General features: G+C 37.7%; 17 protein-coding genes. 6 read left to right on the top strand and 11 right to left on the bottom strand.

Annotation, left to right across the window (positions count from 1 at the left end):
• Nucleotides 1-142: 142 nt before the first annotated feature.
• The 6 genes from OZP13_RS13975 to OZP13_RS13950 form a co-directional block, all read right to left on the bottom strand.
• A complete protein-coding gene (locus OZP13_RS13975; protein WP_281297540.1) occupies nucleotides 143-1,135 on the bottom strand; it encodes an arabinan endo-1,5-alpha-L-arabinosidase in 993 nt (330 codons plus the stop codon).
• A 6-nt stretch (nucleotides 1,136-1,141) separates the two neighbouring features.
• Nucleotides 1,142-2,128: a glycoside hydrolase family 43 protein gene (locus OZP13_RS13970; RefSeq protein ID WP_281297539.1), complete on the bottom strand. Its 987-nt coding sequence runs from the start codon at nucleotides 2,126-2,128 to the stop codon at nucleotides 1,142-1,144.
• A gap of 111 nt (nucleotides 2,129-2,239) precedes the next feature.
• A complete protein-coding gene (locus OZP13_RS13965; protein ID WP_281297538.1) occupies nucleotides 2,240-3,859 on the bottom strand; it encodes an arabinan endo-1,5-alpha-L-arabinosidase in 1,620 nt (539 codons plus the stop codon).
• 11 nt (nucleotides 3,860-3,870) lie between these two features.
• On the bottom strand, nucleotides 3,871-5,418 hold the full coding sequence (locus OZP13_RS13960; RefSeq protein WP_281297537.1) for an alpha-N-arabinofuranosidase: 1,548 nt from the start codon (nucleotides 5,416-5,418) through the stop codon (nucleotides 3,871-3,873).
• A gap of 110 nt (nucleotides 5,419-5,528) precedes the next feature.
• A complete protein-coding gene (locus OZP13_RS13955) occupies nucleotides 5,529-7,073 on the bottom strand; it encodes a RagB/SusD family nutrient uptake outer membrane protein (RefSeq protein ID WP_281297536.1) in 1,545 nt (514 codons plus the stop codon).
• Between the two features lie 29 nt (nucleotides 7,074-7,102).
• The gene (locus OZP13_RS13950) at nucleotides 7,103-10,144 is read right to left on the bottom strand and encodes a SusC/RagA family TonB-linked outer membrane protein (RefSeq protein WP_281297535.1); all 3,042 of its coding nucleotides are present in this window, start codon (nucleotides 10,142-10,144) and stop codon (nucleotides 7,103-7,105) included.
• 595 nt (nucleotides 10,145-10,739) lie between these two features.
• Here OZP13_RS13950 and OZP13_RS13945 point away from each other — a divergent pair.
• Nucleotides 10,740-11,429: an NUDIX hydrolase gene (locus OZP13_RS13945; RefSeq protein WP_281297534.1), complete on the top strand. Its 690-nt coding sequence runs from the start codon at nucleotides 10,740-10,742 to the stop codon at nucleotides 11,427-11,429.
• A gap of 110 nt (nucleotides 11,430-11,539) precedes the next feature.
• Here the strand turns inward: OZP13_RS13945 and OZP13_RS13940 are convergent, their stop codons facing one another.
• On the bottom strand, nucleotides 11,540-13,579 hold the full coding sequence (locus OZP13_RS13940; protein ID WP_281297533.1) for a transketolase family protein: 2,040 nt from the start codon (nucleotides 13,577-13,579) through the stop codon (nucleotides 11,540-11,542).
• A 654-nt stretch (nucleotides 13,580-14,233) separates the two neighbouring features.
• On the opposite strand from OZP13_RS13940, the gene OZP13_RS13935 reads away from it, so the two are divergent.
• Nucleotides 14,234-14,803, top strand: a complete 570-nt coding sequence (locus OZP13_RS13935; protein ID WP_281297532.1) for a DUF6705 family protein — start codon at nucleotides 14,234-14,236, stop codon at nucleotides 14,801-14,803.
• 249 nt (nucleotides 14,804-15,052) lie between these two features.
• Here OZP13_RS13935 and OZP13_RS13930 read toward each other — a convergent pair whose 3' ends face one another.
• The gene (locus tag OZP13_RS13930) at nucleotides 15,053-15,232 is read right to left on the bottom strand and encodes an XRE family transcriptional regulator (RefSeq protein ID WP_269240726.1); all 180 of its coding nucleotides are present in this window, start codon (nucleotides 15,230-15,232) and stop codon (nucleotides 15,053-15,055) included.
• Between the two features lie 40 nt (nucleotides 15,233-15,272).
• Entirely contained in the window at nucleotides 15,273-16,271 is a 999-nt protein-coding gene (locus tag OZP13_RS13925) for a GntR family transcriptional regulator (protein WP_281297531.1), read from the bottom strand.
• Between the two features lie 123 nt (nucleotides 16,272-16,394).
• Between OZP13_RS13925 and galK the strand changes: the two genes are divergently transcribed.
• From galK to OZP13_RS13905, 4 genes are all read left to right on the top strand, one after another.
• A complete protein-coding gene (gene galK, locus OZP13_RS13920) occupies nucleotides 16,395-17,561 on the top strand; it encodes a galactokinase (protein WP_281297530.1) in 1,167 nt (388 codons plus the stop codon).
• 3 nt (nucleotides 17,562-17,564) lie between these two features.
• Nucleotides 17,565-18,617: a UDP-glucose--hexose-1-phosphate uridylyltransferase gene (locus OZP13_RS13915; protein WP_281297529.1), complete on the top strand. Its 1,053-nt coding sequence runs from the start codon at nucleotides 17,565-17,567 to the stop codon at nucleotides 18,615-18,617.
• Complete coding sequence (lacZ, locus tag OZP13_RS13910; protein WP_281297528.1) at nucleotides 18,618-21,758, top strand: beta-galactosidase, LacZ type; 3,141 nt, start codon at nucleotides 18,618-18,620, stop codon at nucleotides 21,756-21,758.
• Nucleotides 21,759-22,101: 343 nt separating this feature from the next.
• Nucleotides 22,102-23,787, top strand: coding sequence for a sodium/sugar symporter (locus tag OZP13_RS13905; protein WP_281297527.1), 1,686 nt, complete (start codon nucleotides 22,102-22,104; stop codon nucleotides 23,785-23,787).
• 258 nt (nucleotides 23,788-24,045) lie between these two features.
• Here OZP13_RS13905 and OZP13_RS13900 read toward each other — a convergent pair whose 3' ends face one another.
• On the bottom strand, nucleotides 24,046-25,707 hold the full coding sequence (locus tag OZP13_RS13900) for a GH35 family beta-galactosidase (RefSeq protein WP_281297526.1): 1,662 nt from the start codon (nucleotides 25,705-25,707) through the stop codon (nucleotides 24,046-24,048).
• Between the two features lie 131 nt (nucleotides 25,708-25,838).
• A complete protein-coding gene (locus OZP13_RS13895) occupies nucleotides 25,839-26,966 on the bottom strand; it encodes a glycoside hydrolase family 43 protein (protein ID WP_281297525.1) in 1,128 nt (375 codons plus the stop codon).
• Nucleotides 26,967-26,970: the final 4 nt, after the last annotated feature.

Genomic DNA, 26,970 nt, shown 5'->3' with positions numbered 1-26,970 from the left:
AAATAGGTTTGTTTGTTCTGTTTTCTGTATCCAAACTATCTTTTGATGAATGCTTCATTTGAATTGCAAAAAAGCATTGCTTTGGCGAATTTGTTTGAATGGTGTTTTTAATTCTTTTAATAGTACATAATTAATTTCAAGTTTAATCCATTGGTTTTACCGTTGGCCAACCATCTACCCACGTTACTTCTTTCACGATTAATTTTGGTAATGCTTTATCGCTGGCATCATAACCGTGCATAAATGTATAATCTTTGCCATCAAAAGTAAACACGCTATTGTGCCCAACACCATACCAGTTTTTGTTTCCTTCAATAACCAAGGATCCACCGCCTTTGGCAAGTTCTAGACCTTTTTTATCGACATAAGGCCCCGTAACCGATTTAGAGCGACCAACCATTAATTTATAAGTGCTTTTTTCGCCTCGACAGCAATAATCCCAAGAGTTGAATTGATAATAATAGTCTCCTTTTTTAAAAATAAATGGCCCTTCGATAGCTGCATTGCCCGCTTCAGAATCTTCTAAATCACCTTTTCTGTCTCTTCTGGCAATGGTTGTCCATTCTTCTGGTTGTGCAATTTTTTTCAAATCAGGATTTAATTTCACCATTTTTAATCCAGTCCAAAACGATCCAAATGCCAAGCGTGGAGTTCCTTTTTCGTCAAAAATTAAATTGGGATCAATGGCATTCCACAAATCTCTGTTGGGTACGGATTGGATGACAATGCCTTGGTCTGTCCATTTGTAATTTGAATCGGTCGGATTTAGGGTAGCATTGGTTACCAGCCCAATGGCCGAGGTGTTTTTGCCAAATGCCGAAACGGAATAATACAAATAGTAAATTCCGTTGTGAAAGCTAATATCCGGAGCCCAAATATGTCCGTTGAAACCTGGTGCCACGGTCAAGGCCCAATCCGGTGCTTTTGCAAAAACAGGATCGGCCTGTGTCCAAGTTTTTAAATCTTTGGATGTAAAACTCGTGATTCCGGGTCCGGTGCAAAATAGATAATATACGTCTCCTTGTTTTGCAACTACGGGGTCGTGTGTTACGGGTCTTTTTTGGGCGAAAGAAAAACATGTTGTCAACAGTGCCAGAAAAAAGAATGGGTTTTGAATGTGTTTGAAAAATTTCATAAGTTTTTATTTTTGAATCCCTTCCGAAGTCATGATTACTCTTTTCATGGTTCCGTCCGGATTGTAGTATAATCTGTCCACGCAAACAGAACGTCTAAAACTTCCTCCATCGGTAGGAATGGAGCCATTGTGATAAATAAAATAAGATTTGTCTTTAAAGTCGATTATTGCTTGATGATTGGTGTTTGAATTTCCTGCCACTTCATTCAAAATTCCTTTGTATTCCCATGGGCCATTTACTGATTTGCTCATGGCGTAGGCAATTTTTTCGGGAAATTGGTAGGCATACGACAAATAATACCAATCCTTATGTTTGTGAATCCATGGTGCTTCAGTAAAATTGGGCAAGTCGATGGTTTGAATTGGGCCATCCATTTCTATCATGTTTTCTTTTAATTTCACGTAGTTGCAAACCGTATTTCCCCAAAAAAGATAAGCCTGGCCATTGTCGATGATAACAGTAGGGTCGATATCATCCCAACTAATAGCGGTTTTAGTTGTCATGTCATTGGTGATAATTGCTTTTCCCAAAGCGTCTTTGAATGGGCCAATTGGACTATCCGAAACGGCAATGCCAATTGATTTTCCGTGGATGGTTCCGTGCGAAACGGTCACATACCAATAGAATTTTCCGTTTCTTTCAATCACTTGTCCTGCCCAAGCATCACCTTTTGCCCAAGCAAAATCGGTTGTTTTAAGAGGAACGGGATGCTCTTCCCAATGGGTCATGTCTGATGAGGAATATACCAGCCAATCATTCATTCGATACGAATTGACATTTTTCTCTGGAACGTCGTGTCCCGTATAAAGATAGACTTTGTCCTTGTACACCAAAGCTGCCGGGTCTGCGGTGTATTTGTCCTTGATGATGGGATTGTTGATGGTTTGGGTCGTATTTCCAGCATTGGCGGAAGCCGCACTGTTCTCTGGCTTTGTGGTTTTGCAAGACGAAAGGAGTGCCAAAAGCGATACGATGGTAAGTGTTTTTTTCATTTTTTTTAAAGACTTTAAAGTGCTTTAGGGAGGTTATTTTATCCAAATGCTCTTCATGTATACAAACAAGAAGAGCATTTTTTAACTAACTAATTCAATATTAAAAAATTATCAATCTATTTTTTTGCCCCAAACAGGAACGCCTGCAGCGGTAAGTCCAGAATAGGAAATGGTTACTTTGCGAGTGCTTTTTTCCCAATCCCAAGCATCGCTGACTTTGCATTTTATGCCATTTACGGTCAATGTTTTGTTGGTGCTGTCATACGACCAAGTTCCGGTAACTCCACCGCTCACCTTTTTGTCGGCGGTCAAGTATATGGTAACCGATTTTTGGATGGTTGCATACTGATAATTCATCGTGATTTGTTCCCATGAACCAATAAATGAAGCCTCGGTAATTGTGGTTTCGGGCACGGCTGCATAGCGTTCAGCATCGACAACCGGCCAACCGTCTTCGGTCCATTTTATGGCGCGAACGTGTCCCATCATCAAGGCATTCGATACATTGATGCCCGGCACATCCTTTGGCAAACGAGCCTGAGAAGCATAAAACCATTGTTTGGTGTCTGGATTTTGGAAAACGGAACAATGTGCAAATCCAACCCATCCGGTATGGTTGTTGAAACTGTAAGGATGCGTAAGCATAGGCCAAGCATCGGCTCCATTGGTAACATTGGCTCCGTTGATACCTACAAAAGGCCCTGTAATACTTTTTGAACGGCAAACCCTGGTGTTGTAAGGAACATCAAGGCCATCATAAGCCAAGAAAAGATAGTAATATTGGGTGTCGGGATTGTAGATGATTTCTGGGCCTTCGGAACCTTGCCAACGGCTGGTGGCATTTCGAGAAGCGATGCGGGTTCCGTAATCGGCAAGTGTTTTTAATTTATCCGGTTTACCCGTGGTTGGATTCAGTTTCAATGCTGCAATTCCGGAATGCCAAGAACCGTAAATTAAATAATGTTCGCCTTCAGGAGTAATGATAAAAGTTGGGTCGATGGCATTGAATTTGAAATAAGCATTCCAGTCATTAGCATCATTTCTGATATAACTTTTTACGCCATCAGGTTCAGAACAAATTACCATTCCCTTGTCTACCCAAACATTGGAGGCTAAATCGTCGGATTCTGCCAATCCAATGAATGCTCTTTCCGACCATGAGGTGTCAAAACTGGTTCCCGTAATTGGTTCATCCACCACGATGCTGTAGTACATGCGGTATTTGCTGCCCACTTTTTTCACGTAAGGCGCCCAATAGCCGTATCTTGGATTTGCAATAGCCGGCAAAGGTGGATTCATGCGGGCTCTTTTGTTATTCAAGGAATCTTTTACCCATTCTGGAGCCGCAGCCATGGCGGATCCCATGTATTGCCAAGTCACCAGGTCTTTGGAGCGTCTGTAAGGAAAATGTCCGTGACCTTCATGTGCATTTCCGTAGGAAGCATCGGTTTGGTACATATAATAATATTCCCCGCTTTTTTCGACCGTAGGGTCGTGCACGTTGGCCAAATTCCATTGCGAATTAGAACCCCATGCTGCTATGGAAGAATAATTATCGGCATAAGTAGGGCCTGCAAATGTAGGTGGAACTACAACTGGCGGAACTACAGGCGGAACTACAACTGGCGGAGTGGGGCTGTCATCGCTTCCAGAACAACTGCTGCCTGAAATAACCAATAAAAAAAGTACTAGATAGGGTGCTAATTTTAAGATGGAATTTGATTTTTTCATTTTAGTTGTTTTTATTTTCCTTCTAAAGTTACAACAGAAAAAGGAGGTATTACGATTTCTAATTTACCTTTTTTGATTTCGAAACCTTTAAAAACCGTTGGTTGAATTTTTGTTGGATTGTCGAATGTGTTGTGGTCTTGCAATTTGGATGAAGCAAGTATGGTTCCTGTCACTGTTTTGATTCCAAGTGCATTGAGGTCTATTTCTATTTTGTTTTCTTTTTTGGAGTCAACATTTACCAATGAAATGTGGGTTAAACCTTTGGCGTCTTTTGAAGCCGAAACGTTAATGGCCGGTAAACTTTTGTCGTTGAATGTGTACAATGGCGACTCGAATGTTAACGGTATTAATGTGGCGTCTTGGTGCACGCTGTACATTTTCATTACGTGGTATGTTGGTGTCAACAACATTTTTGTTTTGTCGGTAAGAATTACCGCTTGCAACACATTGACGCATTGGGCCAAATTGGCTATGCGAACCCTCTCGGCATGATTGTTGAAAATATTCAGGGTAGTTCCCGCCAAAACGGCGTCTCTCATTGTGTTTTGTTGGTATAAAAAGCCGGGATTGCTGCCTTTTTCAACTTCATACCAACCGCCCCATTCATCGACTACCAAGGCTATATTTTTCTTTGGATCGTATTTGTCCATAATGGCGGAATGTTTGGTAACCAATTCCTCCATTTTCAAGGCTTCCGTCATGGTCCTGAAATAAATGTCTTCGGCAAAATCGACAGCATCTCCTTTTTTGTTCCAATCAATTACGGAATAATGATGCAAAGCGACACCACCAAGCATATTGCCTGGAATATTTTTCATTATTGTTTCTGTCCAATTATAGTCGCCGCTATTGGCTCCAGAGGCCACGCGCATCAATGCGCCAGAGTTAGTCCAATCCGACATGAAGGTGGCATATTTTCGGTATTCGCCAGTGTAATATTCGGCTGTCATATTGCCACCACAACCCCAAGCTTCGTTGCCAACGCCCCATATTTTCACTTTCCAAGGTTCTTTTCTTCCATTTTTGACACGCAAATCACTCATTGGGCTTTTGCCTGCAAAGTTTACGTATTGTACCCAGTCTGCCATTTCTTGAACTGTGCCAGTTGCCAAGTTTCCAGCCAAGTAAGGTTCGGTTCCCAGTAATTCGCACATATTTAAAAAATCGTGTGTTCCAAAGCTGTTGTCTTCGGTCACGCCACCCCACCATTGGTTTACAATTGTTGGTCTTTGTTCTTTGGGGCCAATACCATCTTTCCAGTGGTAGGTGTCGGCAAAACAACCGCCTGGCCAACGCAAGTTTGGTATTTTTAATTCTTTTAGAGCTTTAACAACATCATTCCTGACACCAGCTGTGTTGGGTATTTTTGAAGTGTCGCCCACAAAAAAACCTCCGTAAATACACCTGCCGAGATGTTCGGCAAAATGACCGTAGATGTTTTTGTTGATTGTTGGTGCATTTTCAATGTTTTTTAGGGAAATTACTGTTGTTTCTTTTTGAGAAAAAACACTTTGACTACAAAAAACATAAACTGATAAAATTAATAACGCTTTTTTCATAATGACTTTAAGTTATAATATCACGTGGCAAGATTTTTAGGTCTTACCACATGATATTAACAATTCTAAACTAATTCTAACTAACTAAACTAACTAATTCAACTTAATATTTAATAACCTTCATTCTGGATTGTCCCAGGATTGTTGTCCTTTTCTAATTGTGGTATCGGAAAGAATTCTCTTCCTTTTGTATAAGAATTAAATTCAACATCTCTTGTTTTTAACCACGCCAACTTTACGGGATCTTGTAACCAGCCCCAACGACGGATGTCATCAAAACGGTGACCTTCCAATGGGAATTCCAAGAATCTTTCATGTCCAATTTGGTCTCTCATTTGTGCTTGGGTCATGTTTGGTTTTACAGTGGCTAAATTAGGCAAACCAACCCTGTTTCTTACCATTTGTATGTAAGTATATGCGCCTGGAGTGTCGCTTGTTTCGTTCAAACACTCTGCATACATCAACAATATGTCGGCATAACGCAATAAACGTTCGTTTATTCCAGAACGCCAGTCTTTTTCGTCTGCATAAGCCCCATCGGAATTTTGATATTTTCTGCAAAATAAATCATTCAAATCTCCTGCATTACCTGCGTAAAAAGTAGCGAAATCTTTGCCGTAAAGTTGCATTCCTCCAGGTTTGTTGTAGAACATCGTTGCGTCTAAACGTGGGTCTACCGTATTTGTCACCGTTTTTTCTTCTTGGAATTCATTAAATAATGTAAACGTAGGTTGTACGTCTGTCCATCCAAAAACTCTTGGTCCATAAGTAATGGCTCTGGCTGAAGTTTTTCCCCAACCAACAGCTGGAGATCCGCCCCAACCTAAATCAACACCTCCAGCACTTCTGCTGAATTGTACTTCGAAAAGAGATTCTGAATTGTTTTCGTTCGTGTCTGTAAAGTTATCACGATAATTGGACACTAAAGAATAAACGCCTAAATCAATTACTTGTTTGAATGCAATTTTGGCATTAGGAAAATCTTTGGTAAACAAATAAGCTTTACCCATATATCCCAGAGCGGCACCTTTTGTGGCACGTCCTTTATCATTAATGTCTGTGTAGGAGGGAGGAAGTAAATCTGCGGCTGCCTTGAAATCTGCTATTACTTGAGCCCAACCTTCTGCTTCTGTTTTTTGTGGATAGAAAGCGGCTATTTTTGTTGGCACTGGCACGTTTTTAAACATATTTACTGCATGAAACAAATATAAACCTCTTAAAAAATGAGCCTCTCCAAGAATTCTGTTTTTAAGTGTGGCATCCATTTCTATTGCAGGTACATTTTCTAACACTTGGTTCGCGCGATAAATACCTTGATAGTAGGTTTCGTAAGCCCAGCCATAAATTGCGGCATCAGAAACATTTGAGTTGAAACGCCCCACATTGTACATAGCGCCCCAAGGGCTGTTGCTTCTGGCGTCATCTCCTTTTAAGTCTAATAATAAGGGGGTGCTTCGCATATAAGTTCCGTCAGTCAATAAGCTTCCATAGACTGCATTCACTCCCTCGATGGCGTCTTGGTCTGTTTTCCAAAAGGAATCCACGGCATCATTGTTGGGGTCAACTTGAACTAAATCTTCATCGTTAACACAACTTGTTGTTACAATCGCCAGTGAAAAGAAACCAGCTAAATAATTATATATTTTATATTTCATTTTGATTCGTTTTTAATGGTTTGCTAATTTTAAAAATTTACTTCAACTCCTAAAGAAATAGTTCTAGGATTAGGGAATGAACCTCCGTCATAACCTCTGGATCTTAATCCGTCGTTGCTGTTAAAATCAGGGTCTGCACCAGTATATTTGGTAATAGTCCATAGGTTTTGACCGTTTACGAACACTTTTGCTTTTTGAACAACATTGTTTACAGGGATTGGAATTTCATAACCAATTTCCATAGTTTGTAGTCTTAAGTAGTCTCCATCTTCTACAAAACGGTTAGATTCTCTTCCGTTGGCATTAGGGTCGCCAATCATTGGACGAGGTACGTCAGTATTAGTGTTTGTTGGTGTCCAGTAGTTTAACATGTCTGTATGGTGATTACCGTATTGTGCTGACATTAAATTTTGATATATACCATTGAAAACTTTGTTTCCACCGGCACCTTGCCAAAACATAGAGAAATCCCAGTTTTTGTAGGTACTGCTAAAATTGATACCATAGCTGTATTTAGGAATGGTAATCCCTTGATAAGTTCTGTCTAAATCACTAATCATTCCGTCTCCGTTGACATCCTTGAATTTAAGGTCGCCCACTCCGGCATTGGTTTGAGTAGGTGATGCGGCTAAATCGGCAGCGTCTTGAAATATTCCTGCTGTTTCATAAGCAAATATTTCTCCCATTGACCTCCCGACTTCTGATTTTGAAAAGGTACCATAAAGTGGGTTTCCATTAATTCCAATTTGCTTCACTTCATTTTTCAAAGTTCCTAAATTAGCAGAGATGCTATATTTGAAAGCGTGGCGATTGTTGTTGTAGGTTGCAGAAAATTCAAATCCCGTGTTTTTCATTGCTCCTGCATTTGTTGTAATGCTTGCAGGGAATGCACCAGTAGAATAGGGTAACGGAACTCCAATTAAAAGGTTTGTGGAATTTTTTACAAAATATTCAGCCGTAAATTGCAAATCATTGTTGAATAATCCAACTTCAATAGCCACATCTGTAGTTTCATTGTCTTCCCATTTTACATCTGGGTCTAAAGAAGCTACAACTGTTGTTCCAGGAGCCAAGGCGTTATTGAAATCATATCCAGCGAAGCTGTTGATTGTCGTGGCGAAGAAATACGGAGCAATAGTGTTGTTTCCTAATTTACCATAACTACCTCTTAGTTTGATGTTGCTTACCCATTCTGGCAAGTGAATGAATTTTTCGTTGCTCAATTTCCAAGCTCCAGAGAAAGAGTAGTTGTTGGCGGTATTGTTTTTTTCGCTAAACAAAGAAGATTTGTCTTGTCTAAAGTTGGCTTGCAATAAATAACGATCATCATAAGAATAGTTTACACGGCTTATGTATGATTTGCCGGTTATTGTTTCTTTACGTTCTCCTGTGCTTGTGTCATCTGCATATTGTAGCATACTGATTTCACCATAATCATAACCTACGCCTCTTGACCAGTGATTGTAAGAATCGCTGCGCTCTTGGACGATACCTACCAAAGCGTCAAATTTATGTTTGTCTATTTCTTTGGAGTAAGTTAAAGTATTGTTGAAGAAAGTTTTATCTATGCTGCCAGTTGAAACATCTAGAGAAGCTTCTTCTTTGGTTGTAATATAATACCATCCTAAATCACTTTGAGGAATGTATTTACTGTTTTCATAATCCAATCGGTCAAAACTGGCATCAATTTTATATTTCAAGCCTTTTACGATTTCAAATTCTCCCCAGATATCTCCAATAAAGCGATTTCTTTGTCCGTTGTTTTCGATTAAATTATTGAATCCAATAACGTTTAGCGATATAGCTCTTTGAGTCAAGTTGTCCGTGCCACCGTAACCGCCTAATCTATTGGCATCATAAACTGGCATTGTAGGAATTGCTCCAACTAAAGCACCAATTGCTGTTTCGCCAACATAGCTGTTGAAGTTTTCTTTGTCAGATTGTGTGTAGCCTATTTTTGTACCGTATTTGAATATTCCTTTTTTGCCATTCAAATTCAAGTTCATGGACATTCTTTCATAATCTTGCGGAGACTTGATGTAGCTGCTATTTTTGAAATAATCCAAGTTCATATTGTATGCCAAAGATTCAGCACCACCATTAAATGCCAACGAATGGTTTTCTACAATGCCTGTTTCATAAGCCTCGGCTTGCCAATTAGTATCAACATTGGTGATATAGCTTGGATTTGTAGGGTCATTTCCTGGAGCTATTGTTAATCCTGCATTTTTTTCGGCAGCACTGGTAATTGTTTGATAACCCACTCTATCAGTCACGTCCCAAGTCTTGGCCACATTCTGGAAACCTATAAGTGATTTGTATTTCACGCTTAGTTGTCCCAATTTTCCTTTTTTGGTTGTAATGATTACAACTCCATTGGCTCCGCGAACACCATAAATGGCGGCAGAAGAAGCATCTTTTAATACCTGCATAGACTCGACATCGCCAGGAGCAAAATCAAAAGGAGCATCCACAATCATCCCGTCAATTACAAAAAGAGGGTTGTTGTTGGTAAAAGAGTTTAGACCTCTAATTTTGATGTTTACAAATCCTCCAGGCTCGCCGGAAGATTGTACTGTAACACCGGCAACTTGTCCTTGAAGCATTTTTGCAGTATCATAGGTAACTACTTTTTTGGCAGATTCCATATTCACGACACTTACAGCTCCGGAAAGATCTGATTTCTTTTGTGTTCCGTATCCAATAACCACCACTTCATCCAGTTTGTTGACGTCTTCTTTCAATGCAACATTAATTTTGTCTTGGTTGCCCACAGTGACTTGTTGTGTTGCATAACCTATGTAAGAGAAAACTAAAATTTCCCCAGGATTTGCCTGAATGACATATTTTCCGTCAAAATCAGCATTTGCCGATCTTTGAGTTCCTTTTACAACAACATTGACACTTGGCAACGTCAATCCGTCTTTCGCTGAAGTGATGCTTCCTGTAATCATTTTTTCGTTTTGGGCGACAAGATTATAAGAAGAAAATAGCATTACCACCATAGTCAAAAGCCAAGCTTTTCTCGGTAATAAAAAATTACAATAATAAAATAATCGTTTGTTTGTCATCTTAATGGTTTTTTTGGTTAATAATAAGTGTTAGTTTTACATTTGTAAATATAATTAAAAAAAAAGAACATAAACAAATGTATTTGGTAAAAAAAATAATGAAAAATAGAAAATATCATAAATTAAGTGTAAAATGAACATTTAAAAATTATTGTTTCCGTTTAAACAATCGGTTGTTTTTCCAACAATTCGTGTAAAATTTACACTTTTTCATCTAAAACCAAACATTATATCAAAAATCACTGTTTTTGCAACAAAAAGTAAAGTTGCAAAACAAAGGCTATTTCTGTTATTTTTTACTACAAAACACAGCGGTCGATGTTGTAAAAAAAATTAATCGGTGGTTGATTGTGTTAAAAAGGCCATTCCAAAGCGGATGATTTTTCCAAAAAAAAAGCACTAAATCGATTGAAATCAAAAAAAACTCTAAAAAATAATTGATGCTTCTCTCCAATGAAATTAAAAATAAAGCCAAAATTTTCAAAAAAGGAAGTGTAGTTTTGGGTGATTTTATTATTTAGTGTTGAAATAACACTAATAAATTATGAAACCTATAAGGAAGTTGTTATATTTACCCTGAAAAAATAAATTTAAGATGTTAAATAGTTATAGTACAGCCGACAAAGTATTGTTGGCTGTGGATTGTATTATTTTTGGTTTTGACCATGAAGGATTAAAAATACTTTTAATCAAGAGGGATTTTGAACCCGAAAAAGGGAAGTGGTCCTTGATAGGTGGTTTTCTTAAAAAGGAAGAAGTGTTGGATACCGCAGCGATTCGAATCCTGGAAAGTTATACCGGTCTTCAGGATATTTATATGGAACAATTGCACGCTTATAGTGAAATTGATCGTGATCCCGTTGAACGAACCATATCGGTTGCCTATTATGCTTTAATCAATATTGAAAATCATAATGCCGAATTGATTCAGAATTATCATCCACAATGGTTTAAAGTTGCTGACGCACCAAAATTAATTTTTGACCACGACAGTATGGTAAGGCACGCCATTAGAAGATTGCGTTATAGAACTTCGATGAAGCCCGTTGGATTTGAACTCTTGCCGGAGAAATTCACGATGCGTCAACTATTGGAATTGTATGAATCTATTTTAGATAAAGAATTGGACAAGAGAAATTTTATCAGCAAAATCAATTCGCTGGACATTCTAGTAAAATTGGACGAGAAAGACATGCAGTCCTCCCGAAAAGGATCCTATCTTTATACTTTCGACAAAGAAAAATACGATGCCAAGTTATTGAATGACTTCGTTTTGAATCTATAAATAATTGGTGGTTTGTAGTTTTTCAAGCTAAAACAGTTATTCAAAAAACATAAAAAACCCGTAGTAAACATTTGTTTGCTACGGGTTTTGATTTGGTTTCAAAAAGCAATTTATTTGCTTTCTTCGATGTATTTCAAGATTTCTTTGGAAGCACTTTCAGGGTTGAATCCGAATTTTTGATCCAAGACACTTGCTGGCGCTGAATAACCGAAATGGTCTAATCCAATCACTTTTCCGCTGTCGCCAATCAATCCTTCCAAGTTTACTGGAAGTCCGGCAGTCAATCCGAAAACCAATTTTCCTTTTGGAATAACGCTTTCTTGGTACTCTTTTGATTGTTGTTTGAACAATCCTTCAGAGATGATGGAAGCAACGTTTACTTTTAGGTTATTTCCTTTTTCTAAAATTAGGGCAGCATCCAAAAGTGTCGAAACTTCCGATCCGTTTGCGAATAAAGTAATATCGGCATTTGGAGTCGATTTTACTAAATAACCACCTTTTTTGGCTTCGGTTGCGTCTTGGTATCTTGAAGTTCCTGTTGCAGGAATGTCTTTGATGTTTTGTCTGGAAAGAATCAAGGCAGTTGGAGTAGTCGTGTTTTTCAACGCCATATCCCAAGCCACTGAAGTTTCGATGGCATCGGCAGGACGAAGTGCCAATAAACTTTGGTGTCCAGAGTGGTTTTTTACTTTTTCCATCAAACGCATTTGGGCTTCTTGCTCAATTGGTTGGTGGGTTGGCCCGTCTTCACCTACTCTAAATGAATCGTGTGTCAAGACGTATTTTACTGGCAATTCTTGGATGGCAGCCAAACGTATTGCTGGTTTCATGTAATCAGAAAACACGAAGAAAGTTGCCACTACAGGAACGACACCTCCGTGAAGGGCGATTCCGTTTGCGATAGCTGTCATGGTCAATTCGGCAACACCAGCTTGCAAGAAAGCACCACTGAAATCATTTTTTTGTAAAACAGAAGATTTTTTCAAGAAACCATCCGTTTTGTCACTGTTGGATAAATCTGCCGAAGAAACGATTACGTTTTCCAAGTTTTCTGCCAAATACCCCAATACTGCAGAAGAAGCTTCTCTTGTGGCAACATTTGCTTTTTGAACTACTTGACTCAAATCCAAGTCAGGAAGTACTCCAGACAAGAAAGAATCCATTTTTTGGGCCAATGCTGGATTGGCGGCTTTCCAAGCAGCAACAGTCGCTTTCTTTTTAGCGGCAGCTTCCGTTTTTTGAGCCAATACTGTAGTATAATGTGCTTGAACTTCTTCGTAAATATCAAAAGAACTTTCTGGATTGGCACCCAAATTGATCAAGGTTTTATTGAAATCAGCTTTGGTGTCACCAATTGGTTTTCCGTGCAATTCGCATTCGCCCTCATACATGGAACCATCTGCAAGAACGCAACCTTTACCCATAATGGTTTTACCAATAATTAAGGTTGGTTTTTCTGTTTCTGCATTGGCTTCGTCCAATGCTTTTCTGATTTGGTCGTGGTCGTGTCCATCAACGGTGATTACTTTCCATCCCCAAGCGATGTATTTCATGGCAGTATCTTCAGACGTAACTTCGTCGGTCATGGAAGAAAGTTGAACATCATTAGAATCATAAAACATGATAAAATTGTTCAAACCTAAATGTCCTGCAATACGACCAACTCCTTGTGAGATTTCTTCTTGAACTCCACCGTCAGTGATGAAACCGTATATTTTGTGTTCGAAAAGACCTTTGAATCTTGCATCCAAGAATTTGGCGGCAATCGCGGCTCCAACTCCCATGGCGTGCCCTTGTCCTAATGGTCCAGAAGTGTTTTCTATTCCTCTAAGAACATCCACTTCAGGGTGTCCAGGAGTGATAGAACCCCATTGTCTGAAATTTTGCAAGTCTTCTTTTTTGTAATTCCCCAACAAATTGTATTGTGCATACATTAATGCCGATAAGTGTCCGGCATCCATAAAGAAACGATCCCTGAAAGACCAGTCCATTTCAGTTGGGTCAAAATTCAAATATTCTGTATAAAGAATGTGCAAGAAATCAGCACCTCCCATGGCACCTCCAGGGTGTCCTGAATTTGCTTTTTCTACCATCGAAATGGCCAATGCCCTAATGTTGTCTGCGGCTAAATTGTCAATTTTTTTATTCATGTTTTAAGTGTGAAATTAGGTATGCTTGTAAATTGTAGTGTGTATTATTTTATAATTTTAAAAATCCTCGCAAATTATGTATTTTTTTTATGTTTACCCAATTTTGAGCTAAAAAAAACAGGTTAAGTAATCGTTATTGTTAATTAATTTTACTGAAATCTGTCTTTTGTGTAAATAAAAATATGTTTTATAAATCGTTGTTTATCAGTATTTAGCAGGTGGTAAGCAGTGATAAGTGTAAAAAATACATTTACAAATATATAAATTTTTTTTAGATTACAACTGTTTTTGTTTTTTTGTTTGTTTTATAAAATTGCACGATGTGTGATTTCATAAAGAATTCCGAATAATCAAGTTGCTTTTGTTTTCGATTTGTTCTTTTTTCCTTTCAGGATCATTTGGGACATAAATTAGGATTGATTTTATTAGATTTGTTTTGATTTGCAAAGTTGTGATTGCATATTGCATTGGATGCGAAGTCGGAGACATTCGCACAGGAATCTGCTTAGGAACAAAATTTTCGAGAAGACTTCGAAGAGCGGGACATCAATGGCATCACTTTATATAAAATAAACGATGACGGAACATCAGAAAACAAATCATTAGACACAAATAATTTATTACAAACAACCCCTTGTCCAAAATAAATAAGAAATGAAAAAATTACTAATTTTAGGATTCATTATCCTAATGAATTTGTCTTGTAAAGCACAAATTTTATCCGTGGAAAATAAAATAAACTATATAAATTCCGCTAATGGCATTCCTAAAAACATAACATATATAAAAGATGTCAATAATATTCTAGACAAATATGTAGGGACTTGGAAAGGGACTTACAATAATAGAAATTATGAATTTATATTAACAAAATATACAAGCAATTATAAAAACTTATTGGAAGACAAACTCCTTATGCGTTATGTTATTTCAGATGTTAACGGAACAATTATTGAAGACACTAGAGCATTGCCAGATACTAGTCCTTATGTTATTAAAGGAGATTATGTTGACGGCTCATTCTATGAATTATATTATGGTGGAAAAGAAAGTCTGTGTGGTCAGATAGGGAGTATTATCATTGATATTCAACCAAGCAGTAATAACAACACGATGAGATTGTTTTTTACCCCACAACAAGATATCCTTTCTTTAAAAGATTGCCCCAATGGTAGTGCCACACAAATTATGCCATTAAATAATTTGATTTTGACCAAACAATAGCCATCTGTTAGAAGAGTTGTATAAAAGTAAAAGGTATTAAATCAAGGGATTGCTGGCGAAGTCTCGATTTTGTACTCCAAACACTAACAGGCAAAACAAGTCAAAAGCTACATCTATAAAAGTTGTAGCTTTTGTGTTTTAAAGAACTGAGCTTTAAAATGTTTTTTGATTTACATAAATGTTAACAGCATATAGCAATGGGTACGAAGTAAGGAAACTTCGTTAGTAATCCATAACAACATTCGTATTTCAAGAAGATTTTAGAGAAGGGTCGATAGTTTCTTCATAATCGGCTACTAAATCTGAAAGTAAATCCAATTCGATAAAATTTTTATCATTGGTAGGTGTGTTGTTGTCCACAAGGGTAAGCAATTCCTCGATACGATTCGTTATTGCGATGTATTCTTTTTTTGTTTCTATTTTTCTCATAGTTTCAAGTGATAAAACTTAATTACAATTTACAGGATTTTTATAAAGAATTCCGAATAATCAAGTTGCTTTTGTTTTCGATTTGTTCTTTTTTTCCTTTCAGGATCATTTGGGCAAGAATTTTTCCCATTTCCTCAAAATTGGTCGAAATGGTGGTGATGCCGTTTTCGACAATTTTTTTCAACGGCGTTTCATTATAGGAGATAATCCCGAAATCGCTGCCCAACTTTAAGTTTTGAAGTTTAGATTTTTCGATTACTTGAACCAAGTCTCGGTCGGTAGGAATAATATAGACTTCCCCTTTTTTGATTTCCCGGTTTTTGAATTCGGTGATGACTTCGTGGTCGAATGCAAAGTCGTTGCAGAATTTCTCGAAACCCATTTTCATTCCCAAAGGTTCTCGGAAACCCGGAAAAATCATGATTAATTTCTGGTATTTGTCTAGTCGGGATTTGCCTTTTAGTAAACCATTATAAATGTCCGTAAGGTGATTTTGGTAAACTGCAGGAAAAGATTTTAGTTCTGGATTGGTTTGGTCCAGTATGTAAACTTCATTTACTGGTAGGGTTTTTATAATGTCGGCCGCTCCAACCAAATTGGTGGGCATTATAACATATTTAGTATAATTGCCATTGCTGTCATTGATTAGTTTTTGAAAAACTTTGAGATTGAAATGATGGAAGAAAATATCAATCTCAACGCCTTTTCCAATGTTTTCCATAAAGGAATTATAGAGGTCTTCCTTGAAAATATTCAGTTCTTCGAAAAGTAGAAAAATCCTTTGTTTGATGTTGACTTCAGTGCTTTTTACATAGTATCCTTTCCCGAGAATGGCGTAAATGATGCCTCTTTTTTTCAATTCTTCATAGGCTTGCAAAACCGTATCGCGGGATAGTGAAAACTCCATGCAAACTTTGTTGATGGAGGGGATTTTTTCATCCTTTTTCAAGTGGCCTTCTTCAATGGTTTTTTCAATGGAGGAAATAATTTGCTTGTATTTGGGTACGCCCTGATTGTTTTGTATGTTTATGATTTTCATAAAAAAGTATTTTATTGCAAGTTAATAAAAAACTGGTAGGTACTGGTGTGTAATTTGTGACAATTGCTTTAATTTTGGATTCCTGTTTCAAAAAACATAAAAAGCTACTTTAAAAAATTAACCATGAATGATATTTTAATAAACAAAACGATTGCTTTCTTTGAAAAAAGTTTTGGGTCAACTCCCCAGAAAACGGTTTTGTCTCCGGGAAGAATCAACATTATCGGTGAGCACATTGACTACAACGACGGATATGTTTTGCCCGCCGCAATTGACAAAATCATTTGTTTTGCATTCGAAAAGAACAATACCAATACTTCAAAAATAATTGCCATTGATCTTGGCGAAGAATTCGAAATCGATTTAGCCGAGGAAGTTAAGTTGAGCGATAAAGTTTGGACCAATTATATTCGTGGTGTCATCAACCAATTGAAAATAAAAGGATTTGAATTTGAAGGTGTGAACTGTGTTTTTAGCAGTAATATTCCCGTAGGTTCCGGATTGTCATCTTCGGCAGCGTTGGAATGTGGATTCTTGTTCGGAATCAAGGAACTTTTTGGATTGGACATAAAGCCGGTTGATTTAGCATTAATGGGACAAAGTGCCGAACATTGGGTGGGAATCAATTGCGGTATCATGGACCAGTTTTCGAGTGTGATGGGAAAGGAAGACAAAGTGATAAAAATTGATTGCCGCACTTTGGAATATGAATACCACGACGCCAATTTCAGTGATTATTCCTTGATTTTATTCGATTCGAACGTGAAACATTCCTTGATGACATCGGCTTATAATGAAAGAAGACAGCAATGTGAAGAAGGAATCGCCACCATCAAAAAAAATTATCCCAAAATTACCAGTTTCAGGGATTGCACCGAAAATCAAGTAATCAGCTTGAAAGACAAAATGAGCAAGGAAGTATTCAAGCGAAGTCATTTTGCGGTTAAAGAAATCAAACGCGTGATATTGGCCTGCGAAGCCTTGGACAAAGGAGACATCCTGACTTTGGGTAAATTAATGTTTGAAACACACGAAGGTTTGTCGGAAGATTACGAAGTGAGTTGCGCCGAATTGGACATGATTGTAGATACGCTCAAAAAGGACGAAGCCGTAATAGGTTCTCGAATGATGGGGGGCGGTTTTGGCGGTTGTACCATCAACTTGATCAAAAAAGGGCAAGAAGAACGAATTAAAAAGCAGCTTTCAGCACTTTATTTTGATACTTTTGGAATAGAATTAAAAATATACGATGTTAAAATCTCAAACGGAACATCACTTTATACCGCTTAATACATGAAAAATTTTGACATCAACGAAGATCCGCACAGGCGTTACAATCCGTTAATCAACGAATGGGTTTTGGTTTCGCCGCACCGTTCCAAACGACCTTGGCAAGGGCAAAATGAGGCAGTGGTTTCAAATGAGTTGCCTCAATATGACCCAACCTGTTATTTGTGTCCGGGAAATGCACGTATTAATGGAGAGGTCAATCCGACTTATGAAAATGCTTTTGTTTTCGAAAATGACTTTGCCGCCCTGAAACAGGAAGAAATTATTTTCGAGGAAGACATTAAAGAGACTTTTTTCAAGGCAAAACCAGAAAGAGGCATTTCTCGAGTAGTCTGCTTTTCGCCAAGACACGATTTGACTTTGCCGCAAATGGAAGTTTCGGGAATTGAAAACATTGTCCATACTTGGCAAAAAGAATATACCGATTTGGGTGCTGTAGATTATATCAATCACGTTCAGATTTTTGAAAATAAAGGAAGCGTCATGGGGTGCAGCAATCCGCATCCACACGGACAAATTTGGGCGCAATCTTCTTTGCCAACCGAAGTGGAGAAAACTCAAGCCAACTTGAAAGCCTATTTTGACAAGCACAACAGAACGCTTTTGCAGGATTATGTGCAGGAAGAATTAAAATTGGAAGAGCGTATTGTTGTCGAGAACGAGCATTTTGTGGCCTTGGTTCCTTTTTGGGCCATTTGGCCGTTCGAAACAATGATTGTCAGCAAAAGAAACGTTAATAAAATAACGGATTTCACGGAAGAAGAGGTAAGTGATTTTGCCTTGACCTTAAAACAATTGACAACCAAATACGACAACGTTTTTGAAACTTCGTTCCCGTATTCATCAGGAATTCATCAATCGCCAACCGATGGGGAATTGCATCCCGAATGGCATTTTCACATGCATTTTTATCCACCATTGTTGCGTTCGGCTACCGTGAAAAAATTCATGGTGGGTTACGAAATGATGGGCGAATCCCAAAGAGACATCACGCCCGAAAAAAGCGCGGAGGTTTTGAGAACACAATCAGATGTACATTATAAAAACAAGCTGTAAATGAAGCTAACAACTGTTTTGACCTGTCTTTTCTCGTTTTTTTCAATAGGTATTATTGATGCCCAAGAAAAACCAAAGACTAACGATTGGGAAAATCTGGCAATATTTCAGATAAATCGGGAGCCGGCCAGGGCAGCATTTTTGCCTTATGCTGACGAATCATCGGCAATTGCGGATGATTATACTCGGTCGCCTTGGTTCCTGACTTTAGACGGGAAATGGAAATTTAATTGGTCGCCAACACCCGATGAAAGTCCGAAAGATTTTTTTAAAACAGATTTTAACACAACCAATTGGAAAGAAATTACGGTTCCATCCAACTGGGAGTTGCAAGGCTATGGAATTCCTATTTACACCAATGTAACTTATCCTTTTGTTAAAAATCCACCATTTATTGACCACGCCGATAATCCTGTGGGTTCTTATTTACGCACTTTCGAACTACCTGAGAACTGGAATGGGCGTCGTGTTTACCTACATTTTGAAGCAGGAACTTCAGCGATGTATATTTGGGTAAATGGAGAAAAAGTGGGGTATTCTGAAAACACGAAAAGTCCAACGGAATTTGATATTACCAAGTATGTAAAAGCTGGTAAAAATCAGGTTGCTGTCGAGGTTTATCGTTGGAGTGATGGTTCATATTTGGAAGATCAAGATTTTTGGCGATTGTCAGGCATTGACCGAGACGTTTATCTTTATAGCACGGAAAATGTTCGCATAGCCGATTTTTTTGCGCGTCCTGACCTTGACGCTTCCTATAAAAATGGAAGTTTGTCGGTTGATGTTAAAATCAAAAACCTGAACACGGTTTCGAAAAACAACCAAACGGTAGAAGCCAAATTAGTGGACGCCACGGGAAAAGAAATTTTTACGAAAATTTTGAAAATCAGTTTAGGAGCCAATGCTGACCAATCCGTTTCATTCAAGCAAAATGTTTCCTCGCCAAAATTATGGAGTAATGAAACACCTTATTTATATACTTTATTGCTCAAACTAGAAGATGAAAACGGAAAGTTCGTTGAAACGGTTTCGACCCAAATTGGTTTTAGAAAAGTAGAATTAAAAAACGGACAGTTGCTAGTTAACGGTATCCGAATTATGGTTCACGGTGTCAATATTCACGAACACAATCCAAAAACAGGTCACTACCAAGATGTGGAAACGATGATGAAAGACATCAAAGTAATGAAGCAATTGAACATCAATGCGGTACGTTGCAGTCATTATCCAAACAATTTGATGTGGGTAAAATTGTGCAACAAATATGGCTTGTTCCTTGTGGATGAAGCTAATATAGAAGCCCACGGAATGGGAGCAGAATTACAAGGTGGATTCGACAAATCAAAACATCCAGCTTATCTTCCGGAATGGGAAGCGGCTCATATGGATCGAATTTATAGCTTGGTGGAGCGTGACAAAAACCAACCTTCCGTTATTTTATGGTCTTTGGGAAATGAATGTGGCAATGGACCGGTTTTTAAAGAAGCTTATAAATGGATAAAAAACAGGGATAATTCTCGTTTAGTTCAATTTGAGCAAGCTGGTGAAGAAGAAAATACCGATGTGGTTTGTCCGATGTATCCGGGTATTAATTACATGAAAGATTATGCCAAACGCAAGGATGTAAAACGTCCGTTTATTATGTGTGAATACTCTCATGCAATGGGGAATAGCAGCGGTAATTTTCAAGCTTATTGGGATATTATTCACAGCAGTCCCAATATGCAAGGTGGATTCATCTGGGATTGGGTAGATCAAGGATTTGAAATGACCGATGAAGTGGGTCGAAAATATTGGTCTTATGGAGGCGATATGGGAAGTCAAAATTATACCAATGACGAGAATTTTTGTCATAATGGATTGGTTTGGCCCGATCGTACACCTCATCCAGGCGCTTTTGAAGTGAAAAAAGTATATCAGGATATTTTATTCTCGGCCCTAGATTTGAAAAAAGGACTCATTCAAGTAGAAAATGGATTTGGTTATACCAATTTGGATAAATATCTTTTCAAATATGAAGTTTTAAAAAATGGATTGATTGTTAAATCTGGTACTATTAATTTGAGTCTTGCTCCACAATCCAAGAAACAAGTTCAGATTGGATTACCAAAAATATCTGCTGAAAAAGGGGTAGAATATTTGCTGAATATTTTTGCTTATACCAAAGAGGGCAACGAGGTTTTGCCTCAGAATTTTGAAGTAGCCCGAGAACAATTTTCTATTGGAGAAAGTAGCTATTTTGTAAAAAGTAGTGATTCTGGCGCAAAACCAACGGTTAATGAAACTAAAGATGCCATAACGCTTGTTGCAGCTGGTGTAGAAGTGAAAATAAGTAAGAGATCGGGTTTGATGCAACAGTACAAAGCCAAGGGCGAAAGTTACTTTAATCTGATGCCGGTTCCTAATTTTTGGCGAGCTCCAACAGATAATGATTTTGGAAATCGTATGCACTTGACCAGTAATGTTTGGAGAACCGTGGGAAGATACAATACAAGCCTTACTTCTATTACCGTGAAAGAAGAGTCAGGCAAGACTGCCGTTGTGGCAACTCTTTACCTGAAAGATGTCGCTTCGACCTATACGATTACTTATACTATGGGGTCTGATGGAAGTTTGACCTTGTTGAATTCATTCAAAGCAGGAGAAAATCCTTTGTCTGAAATGCCCCGTTTTGGAATGTTGTTCAGCCTGAAAAAAGATTTGGACAATTTCAGTTATTACGGAAGAGGACCTTGGGAAAATTATCAAGACAGAAATACTTCATCCCTGAAAGGAATTTATCAAAGCAAGGTAGAGGATCAATATGTTCCTTATTCACGTCCACAAGAAAATGGGTATAAAACAGATGTTCGTTGGTTAACACTCACAAATAGTCAGGGTAACGGAATTGAAATTGAAGGATTACAGCCACTAGGAGTAAGTGCGCTAAATAATTATCCTGAAGATTTTGATTCAGGTTTGACCAAAAAATCCCGACATACCAATGATATTACTCCCCGCAATGAAGTAGTGGTTTGTATTGATTTAGCTCAAAGAGGAGTTGGTGGCGACAACAGTTGGGGAGCTTTGCCGCACGAACCTTATTTGTTGAAAAACAAAGAATATAGTTATGGTTTTGTTATTAAGCCTAAAAAGAAGTAAGAATATTTTATGAAAAAAAGCCGTAAATAGGAGGTTTTGAGTTCTTTTTTTACGATTTAATCCGTAATGTAATTATAAATGTGAAAAACACATTTGTAAATGATGTAAATAAATATTTTTATTTTACATTTGGCTTCATAAATTCATAAAAAAATAATTAAATAAAAACAGATATCCTATTTTAAAGCTGATTCTATAATGAAATCGCAGTGTTTTATGGAAGTATTTTAAGTAGTTTTCATAATAATTGCACGAAAAGTGTTTAATTAGCCGATAAAAAACAAGTAGACAAAACAATAACCTCATTTACATTTATATTAATTTCTAAAAAACAAAATTACCCATGAACCAGAACCTTGCATTTGCAGATTATGCAGTATTCATTATCTATTTTATAGTGGTATCCGTTTACGGATATACCATTTATCGAAAACGTGAAAAAAACGAACACGACGCCAAAGCGTATTTTTTGGCAGAAGGAACATTGACATGGTGGGCTATTGGTGCCTCCTTGATTGCTTCCAATATTTCGGCAGAGCAATTTATCGGAATGAGTGGTGAAGGATTCTTTTTGGGAGTTGCAGTAGCAGCTTACGAATGGGTTGCTGCCATTGCCTTGATTATTATCGCAATTTGGTTTATTCCTGTTTACCTAAAAAACAAGATTTACACTATGCCCCAGTTTTTGAAAACAAGGTATAACGAATCTACTGCTTTGATTATGGCTGTTTTTTGGTTGTTTTTATATGTTTTTGTGAACTTGACTTCCATTTTATATTTGGGAGCTGTTGCCATTAACGGATTGGCAGGAGGAGAGTATCTTCATGCCATTATGATTGGTCTTGCCGTTTTTGCTTTGCTGATTTCTCTAGGAGGAATGAAAGTGGTGGCTTACACCGACGTAATTCAGGTAGCGGTTTTGATTATTGGAGGTTTGGTTACCACTTATATCGCTTTGACAACTGTTGGGCAATATTTTGGTGTTGGCCAAGACGCCATCGCCGGTTTCAAAGTATTGATGGAAAAAGCGCCAGAACATTTCAAAATGATTATTCCAAGACCAACGGCTACATCTTCGCAATTGGAAATCAACAAATACCTTACTTTTCCGGGAATGTTGTCTTATTTGGCAGGTATCTGGATCATCAATTTGAACTATTGGGGGTGTAACCAATACATCACTCAAAGAGCTTTGGGTGCCGATTTGCAAACGGCCAGAACAGGTATTTTATTTGCAGGATTTTTGAAATTATTAATGCCGGTTATCGTTATGTTGCCAGGAATTGCTGCTTTTGTTTTATACGAAAATGGACATTTGCCTCAATTGGTTGGTGGAAAAGACGGAGCGTATTCAGCAGTATTGACCTTCTTGCCAACAGGTTTGAAAGGATTGTCTGTTGCGGCCTTGACAGCAGCTATTGTTGCTTCTTTGGCAGGTAAAGTAAACAGTATCTCTACCATTTATACTTTGGACGTTCACAAAAAATACATTCAAAAAAATGCAACCGACAGAAGTCAGGTAAACATAGGAAGATATGCCGTTTTTGCAGCGATGCTTCTTGCCGTAATGTTCACATGGAACGATGTTCTTGGAATTGGTGGAGTAGGAGGATTTACTTATATCCAAAAGTATACCGGGTTTATTAGCCCTGGTGTATTCGCCATGTTTATTCTTGGAATGTTCTGGAAAAGAACTACAGGAACAGCGGCTATTGTAGGGGTAATTGCCGGTTTTGTATTGTCGGTATTGTTCAATGAGTTTGCGCCTGCATTGTTCGGAAACGAAACCTTGTTATATACGGCTTGGCCTAATGGAAATGGTGGTTACGAAATACCATTCCATATTTGTATGGGATTGTCATTTGTGTTTACCATGTTGTTGATGATTGCAGTGAGTTTTGCAGGACCAAAAGTGAATCCAAAAGCATTCGAATTGGATACTGAAATGTTCAAGATTAAACCTCAAACTACAGTATTGATTGTAATCACGTTGTTAATTATTTTTGCTTTGTACGCCAAGTTCTGGTAAAATAAGTATTTAACAATCGTTTATATTTTAAAAAGAGTGAAACCAAATTCGTTTGGTTTCACTCTTTTTTATTTTTAGGATTCTATTTCGCTTAATTATCCTTTGATTTTGAAGTGCCAAGCTAATAAAGTGTATCGAAAGAGTATAAAGAAAATCTAGTTTGTGCCGTGATCTATAATTAGAAAAGGGCTTAACTCTTATTGAAAAGTCAACCCCTTTTGGTTTTTAAAAACGCAACACTTTATGAGTTAATGTCGATTATTCGTAGGTGTATAATTGAATTTTTTGAATATTAAATTCTCCTACCGGGATGCTGATGTGTCGTCCTTGATGCGTTTGGTCTCCATTCAAATGTCGGATTGTCCTCCATTTATTATTTTCAAAAACACCTTCATCCGTTTTTAATATTCCTGCATTTTTATTTGAATCGTTCAAAGGTTTGAAAGTTGCCACAATGCCGGAACCGGCAATATAAAATTCATCTTTGGCTGTTTGAATTATAATGGCGCTAGCCATAGGCCATTCTTCATTTTTTGCATTGGCTGACCAGCCTAAAGTATAATCATGTTTAAAAGAGAATTCATAATTTCCCATCTTGATTATTGTTGTTGGACTTTCTTTACCCAGCAAGACGCCTTCTATTTTATTTTGGCCCAAGTTGTCCGAAAGTAGAGGCGTTAGTTGTTTGAGTAAATTATACATTTTCCCGAGTGGTTCCTTGTCAGGTTCATTCGTTGATTCTATTGAAAAAGGGGAGAACCCCAGTGCCTCATAGTGGCCTATTGCATATAAACTTTTGAAAGCGGCAGTTTTGTCAAATCGATGTTCGGGTATGAATAATGGGTCGTCTTGTCTGGTGAATAAATCGTTCCAATGTTGAAACAAGGGATTGTAGAAGTCAGGAGCAAGAAAGTCAATCGAAGAACCTGCGGCTTTCCAAACATCCATCAAATGAGGTAAAGGGCCTGCGCTTGGATATTCGCCTGGTTTTTTGCCGGGAGCATTCAAGGCAGCATTGACAAACATGGGCAGTGGGTAAATGTTTTTACCAGCTTGGGCAACTTTGTTTGTGAATTTGGAGAAAAACCATGCCATAAATATTTCATCGGTTTGGCTTCCTTTTCCAAAGATTTCTTCCCAGTTCCCGGTAGTTTTATATCCATTTGTTTTCCAAATTTCCAGAAATTCAGGCACCAAATTCTCCTTGTTTTGCTGCATGTATTTTAGTAATTCTGTTGGAACCTCTTTTTTAAAGGCTTCATTGGCCAATGGATGATAATCTCTTGCCGTGGGCAACATTCCTATTTCATTTTCGACCTGAATCATGATTACTGTCGGGTCTTTTTTGTCAAAATCCTTGATATGCACCATTAATTTTTCAAAGGCATTTGAATCTGCTTTTAAATTGTTTTCGCTAAAGGGTGTCAAAATTTCATGACTTCGATTCTTGTCGTCTTTTGTCCTCGGAAATTTTTCCTGATTTAATTTAATCCAAGCAGGAGCGTGGCTTGACATGCTATTTTTCCATGATCCAAACCAAAGAAAAATTAGTTTTAAGTCTTCCTTTCTGGCTTTAACGATTAGCTGGTCAATGAGTGAAAAATCGAACTTTCCTTCTTCTTTTTCGATCAGTTCCCAATAAACAGGCGTCAAGACGGTATTGAGATGCATGGCTTTCAATTTTGGCCAAATGGGCTCCATATTCTCCATGCTTGTGGCCGAAGAATTGCCTAATTCACCACCAAGAATCAGAAATGGTTTACCATTTACAATTAATTGTGTTTTGTTTCCTTTTTTTTGAAGTGCAGGAATTTGATTTTGGCAAAATCCGAATTGTATGGTAAACAAAATGATTAAAAGAACTATTGTTTTTGATGAAATATTCATTCTCACTATTTTAGATTTAAATGTTTTTGACATATTCGAAAGTTTAATTCTGATTTTGATAAATTTTGCTCAACCTATCATTGAGACTTTTAGAAATAATGTGAGTATTTCGACAAGCTTGATGGTGTGTACTATATAAAAGAGCAACTTTAGTTAAATTAATTTCAATTCTCGAATGTTTGCTTAGTCCAAGTTGGCTTATTTATATAAAACATGCCATCTTTATAATACACGGGTTCAATACCCATTTGAGGTCCTTTTTCCCATTCTTCAAAAGTTTGACTGTATGGATAAGGCCTTTTTTCATCCATAAAATAATGACAGGAACTCCACAACTGATTGTCTGGACCAATAAATAGCGCATTATGTCCCGTTTCTTGATAAGGATCATCGGTGTCTTGAAATTTTAAATGAGAATAACCACCTTCTTGTGCTAGTTCAGGGCGATAATGCTTTTTTCTGGTTCCAAAAATAGGTTCTTGAGAAGCTAATTCCCAAGGGCCTAGTGGCGATTTTGATTTTAACAATCCTACTTCATAACCACGAGTCCAAGTGGAAAAAAACATAAAATAGGTTCCCTCTTTTTTTATGACAAAAGGGCCTTCAATGCCTCCCACCATCCATTCTGGGTAGCCGGGTTGCTTTTTATCTAAAAACTTTTGAATTGGAGTGGTTAATTTACCAGATTTTAAATCAATTTTAGCTTGAAATAGTCCATTTCCGCTGCAATAAAGGTAGGTTTGTCCGTCTTCATCTTCAAACAACGTAGCATCGTTATTGTACTGTGGAGTCAAAGGGCCATTAACCAACTTGTAAGGCCCCGTAACTTTATCCGATGAGAATAACCAAACACTATGTGTTTTCATTCCTTTTGGGTCATCGGCTGTTACTTTACCGCTATTCACTGTCAAATAATATTTGTTTTGGATAAAATGAATTTCAGGAGCCCAAAAACGACCATTATACGGACAATCTGCCGGTAATTTACTGGCGTCAATTATAAACGAATGCTGTTTCCAGTTAATGAGATCATCAGAAACCAGCATTCGAACACCGGGGTTATGGCCAGTCCAAACGGGCTCTGAAGTACCTACACAATACCATTTATTCTCCACTTTTATAATGAAATGATCCCGCATGGAAATCGCGGCATCTCTCGTAATGGGATTTGTATAGGCGAAAACCTTTTTTGTCGTTTGGCCAGCCGATGTTTGCATGTTTTTTGGATTTTGTGCACTACTTAAAGCGGTAATCAACAGTAAAATCCAACTAAAAATTATTTTGCTTTTCATTTTT

The organism is Flavobacterium limnophilum (genome assembly GCF_027111315.2).
Lineage (GTDB): Bacteria > Bacteroidota > Bacteroidia > Flavobacteriales > Flavobacteriaceae > Flavobacterium > Flavobacterium limnophilum.
The sequence above is the reverse complement of the archived record's forward strand: the minus strand, read 5'-3'. Positions and strand labels throughout refer to the sequence as shown.

Excerpts from the sequence above, each read along its gene's own strand:
- galK (WP_281297530.1), top strand. The coding sequence starts at position 16,395 with ATGAATGATATTTTAATAAACAAAACGATTGCTTTCTTTGAAAAAAGT.
- OZP13_RS13960 (WP_281297537.1), bottom strand. The coding sequence starts at position 5,418 with ATGAAAAAAGCGTTATTAATTTTATCAGTTTATGTTTTTTGTAGTCAA.
- OZP13_RS13915 (WP_281297529.1), top strand. The coding sequence starts at position 17,565 with ATGAAAAATTTTGACATCAACGAAGATCCGCACAGGCGTTACAATCCG.
- OZP13_RS13970 (WP_281297539.1), bottom strand. The coding sequence starts at position 2,128 with ATGAAAAAAACACTTACCATCGTATCGCTTTTGGCACTCCTTTCGTCT.
- OZP13_RS13900 (WP_281297526.1), bottom strand. The coding sequence starts at position 25,707 with ATGTCAAAAACATTTAAATCTAAAATAGTGAGAATGAATATTTCATCA.
- OZP13_RS13955 (WP_281297536.1), bottom strand. The coding sequence starts at position 7,073 with ATGAAATATAAAATATATAATTATTTAGCTGGTTTCTTTTCACTGGCG.
- OZP13_RS13905 (WP_281297527.1), top strand. The coding sequence starts at position 22,102 with ATGAACCAGAACCTTGCATTTGCAGATTATGCAGTATTCATTATCTAT.
- OZP13_RS13895 (WP_281297525.1), bottom strand. The coding sequence starts at position 26,966 with ATGAAAAGCAAAATAATTTTTAGTTGGATTTTACTGTTGATTACCGCT.
- OZP13_RS13945 (WP_281297534.1), top strand. The coding sequence starts at position 10,740 with ATGTTAAATAGTTATAGTACAGCCGACAAAGTATTGTTGGCTGTGGAT.
- OZP13_RS13965 (WP_281297538.1), bottom strand. The coding sequence starts at position 3,859 with ATGAAAAAATCAAATTCCATCTTAAAATTAGCACCCTATCTAGTACTT.
- OZP13_RS13940 (WP_281297533.1), bottom strand. The coding sequence starts at position 13,579 with ATGAATAAAAAAATTGACAATTTAGCCGCAGACAACATTAGGGCATTG.
- OZP13_RS13950 (WP_281297535.1), bottom strand. The coding sequence starts at position 10,144 with ATGACAAACAAACGATTATTTTATTATTGTAATTTTTTATTACCGAGA.
- lacZ (WP_281297528.1), top strand. The coding sequence starts at position 18,618 with ATGAAGCTAACAACTGTTTTGACCTGTCTTTTCTCGTTTTTTTCAATA.
- OZP13_RS13925 (WP_281297531.1), bottom strand. The coding sequence starts at position 16,271 with ATGAAAATCATAAACATACAAAACAATCAGGGCGTACCCAAATACAAG.
- OZP13_RS13935 (WP_281297532.1), top strand. The coding sequence starts at position 14,234 with ATGAAAAAATTACTAATTTTAGGATTCATTATCCTAATGAATTTGTCT.
- OZP13_RS13975 (WP_281297540.1), bottom strand. The coding sequence starts at position 1,135 with ATGAAATTTTTCAAACACATTCAAAACCCATTCTTTTTTCTGGCACTG.
- OZP13_RS13930 (WP_269240726.1), bottom strand. The coding sequence starts at position 15,232 with ATGAGAAAAATAGAAACAAAAAAAGAATACATCGCAATAACGAATCGT.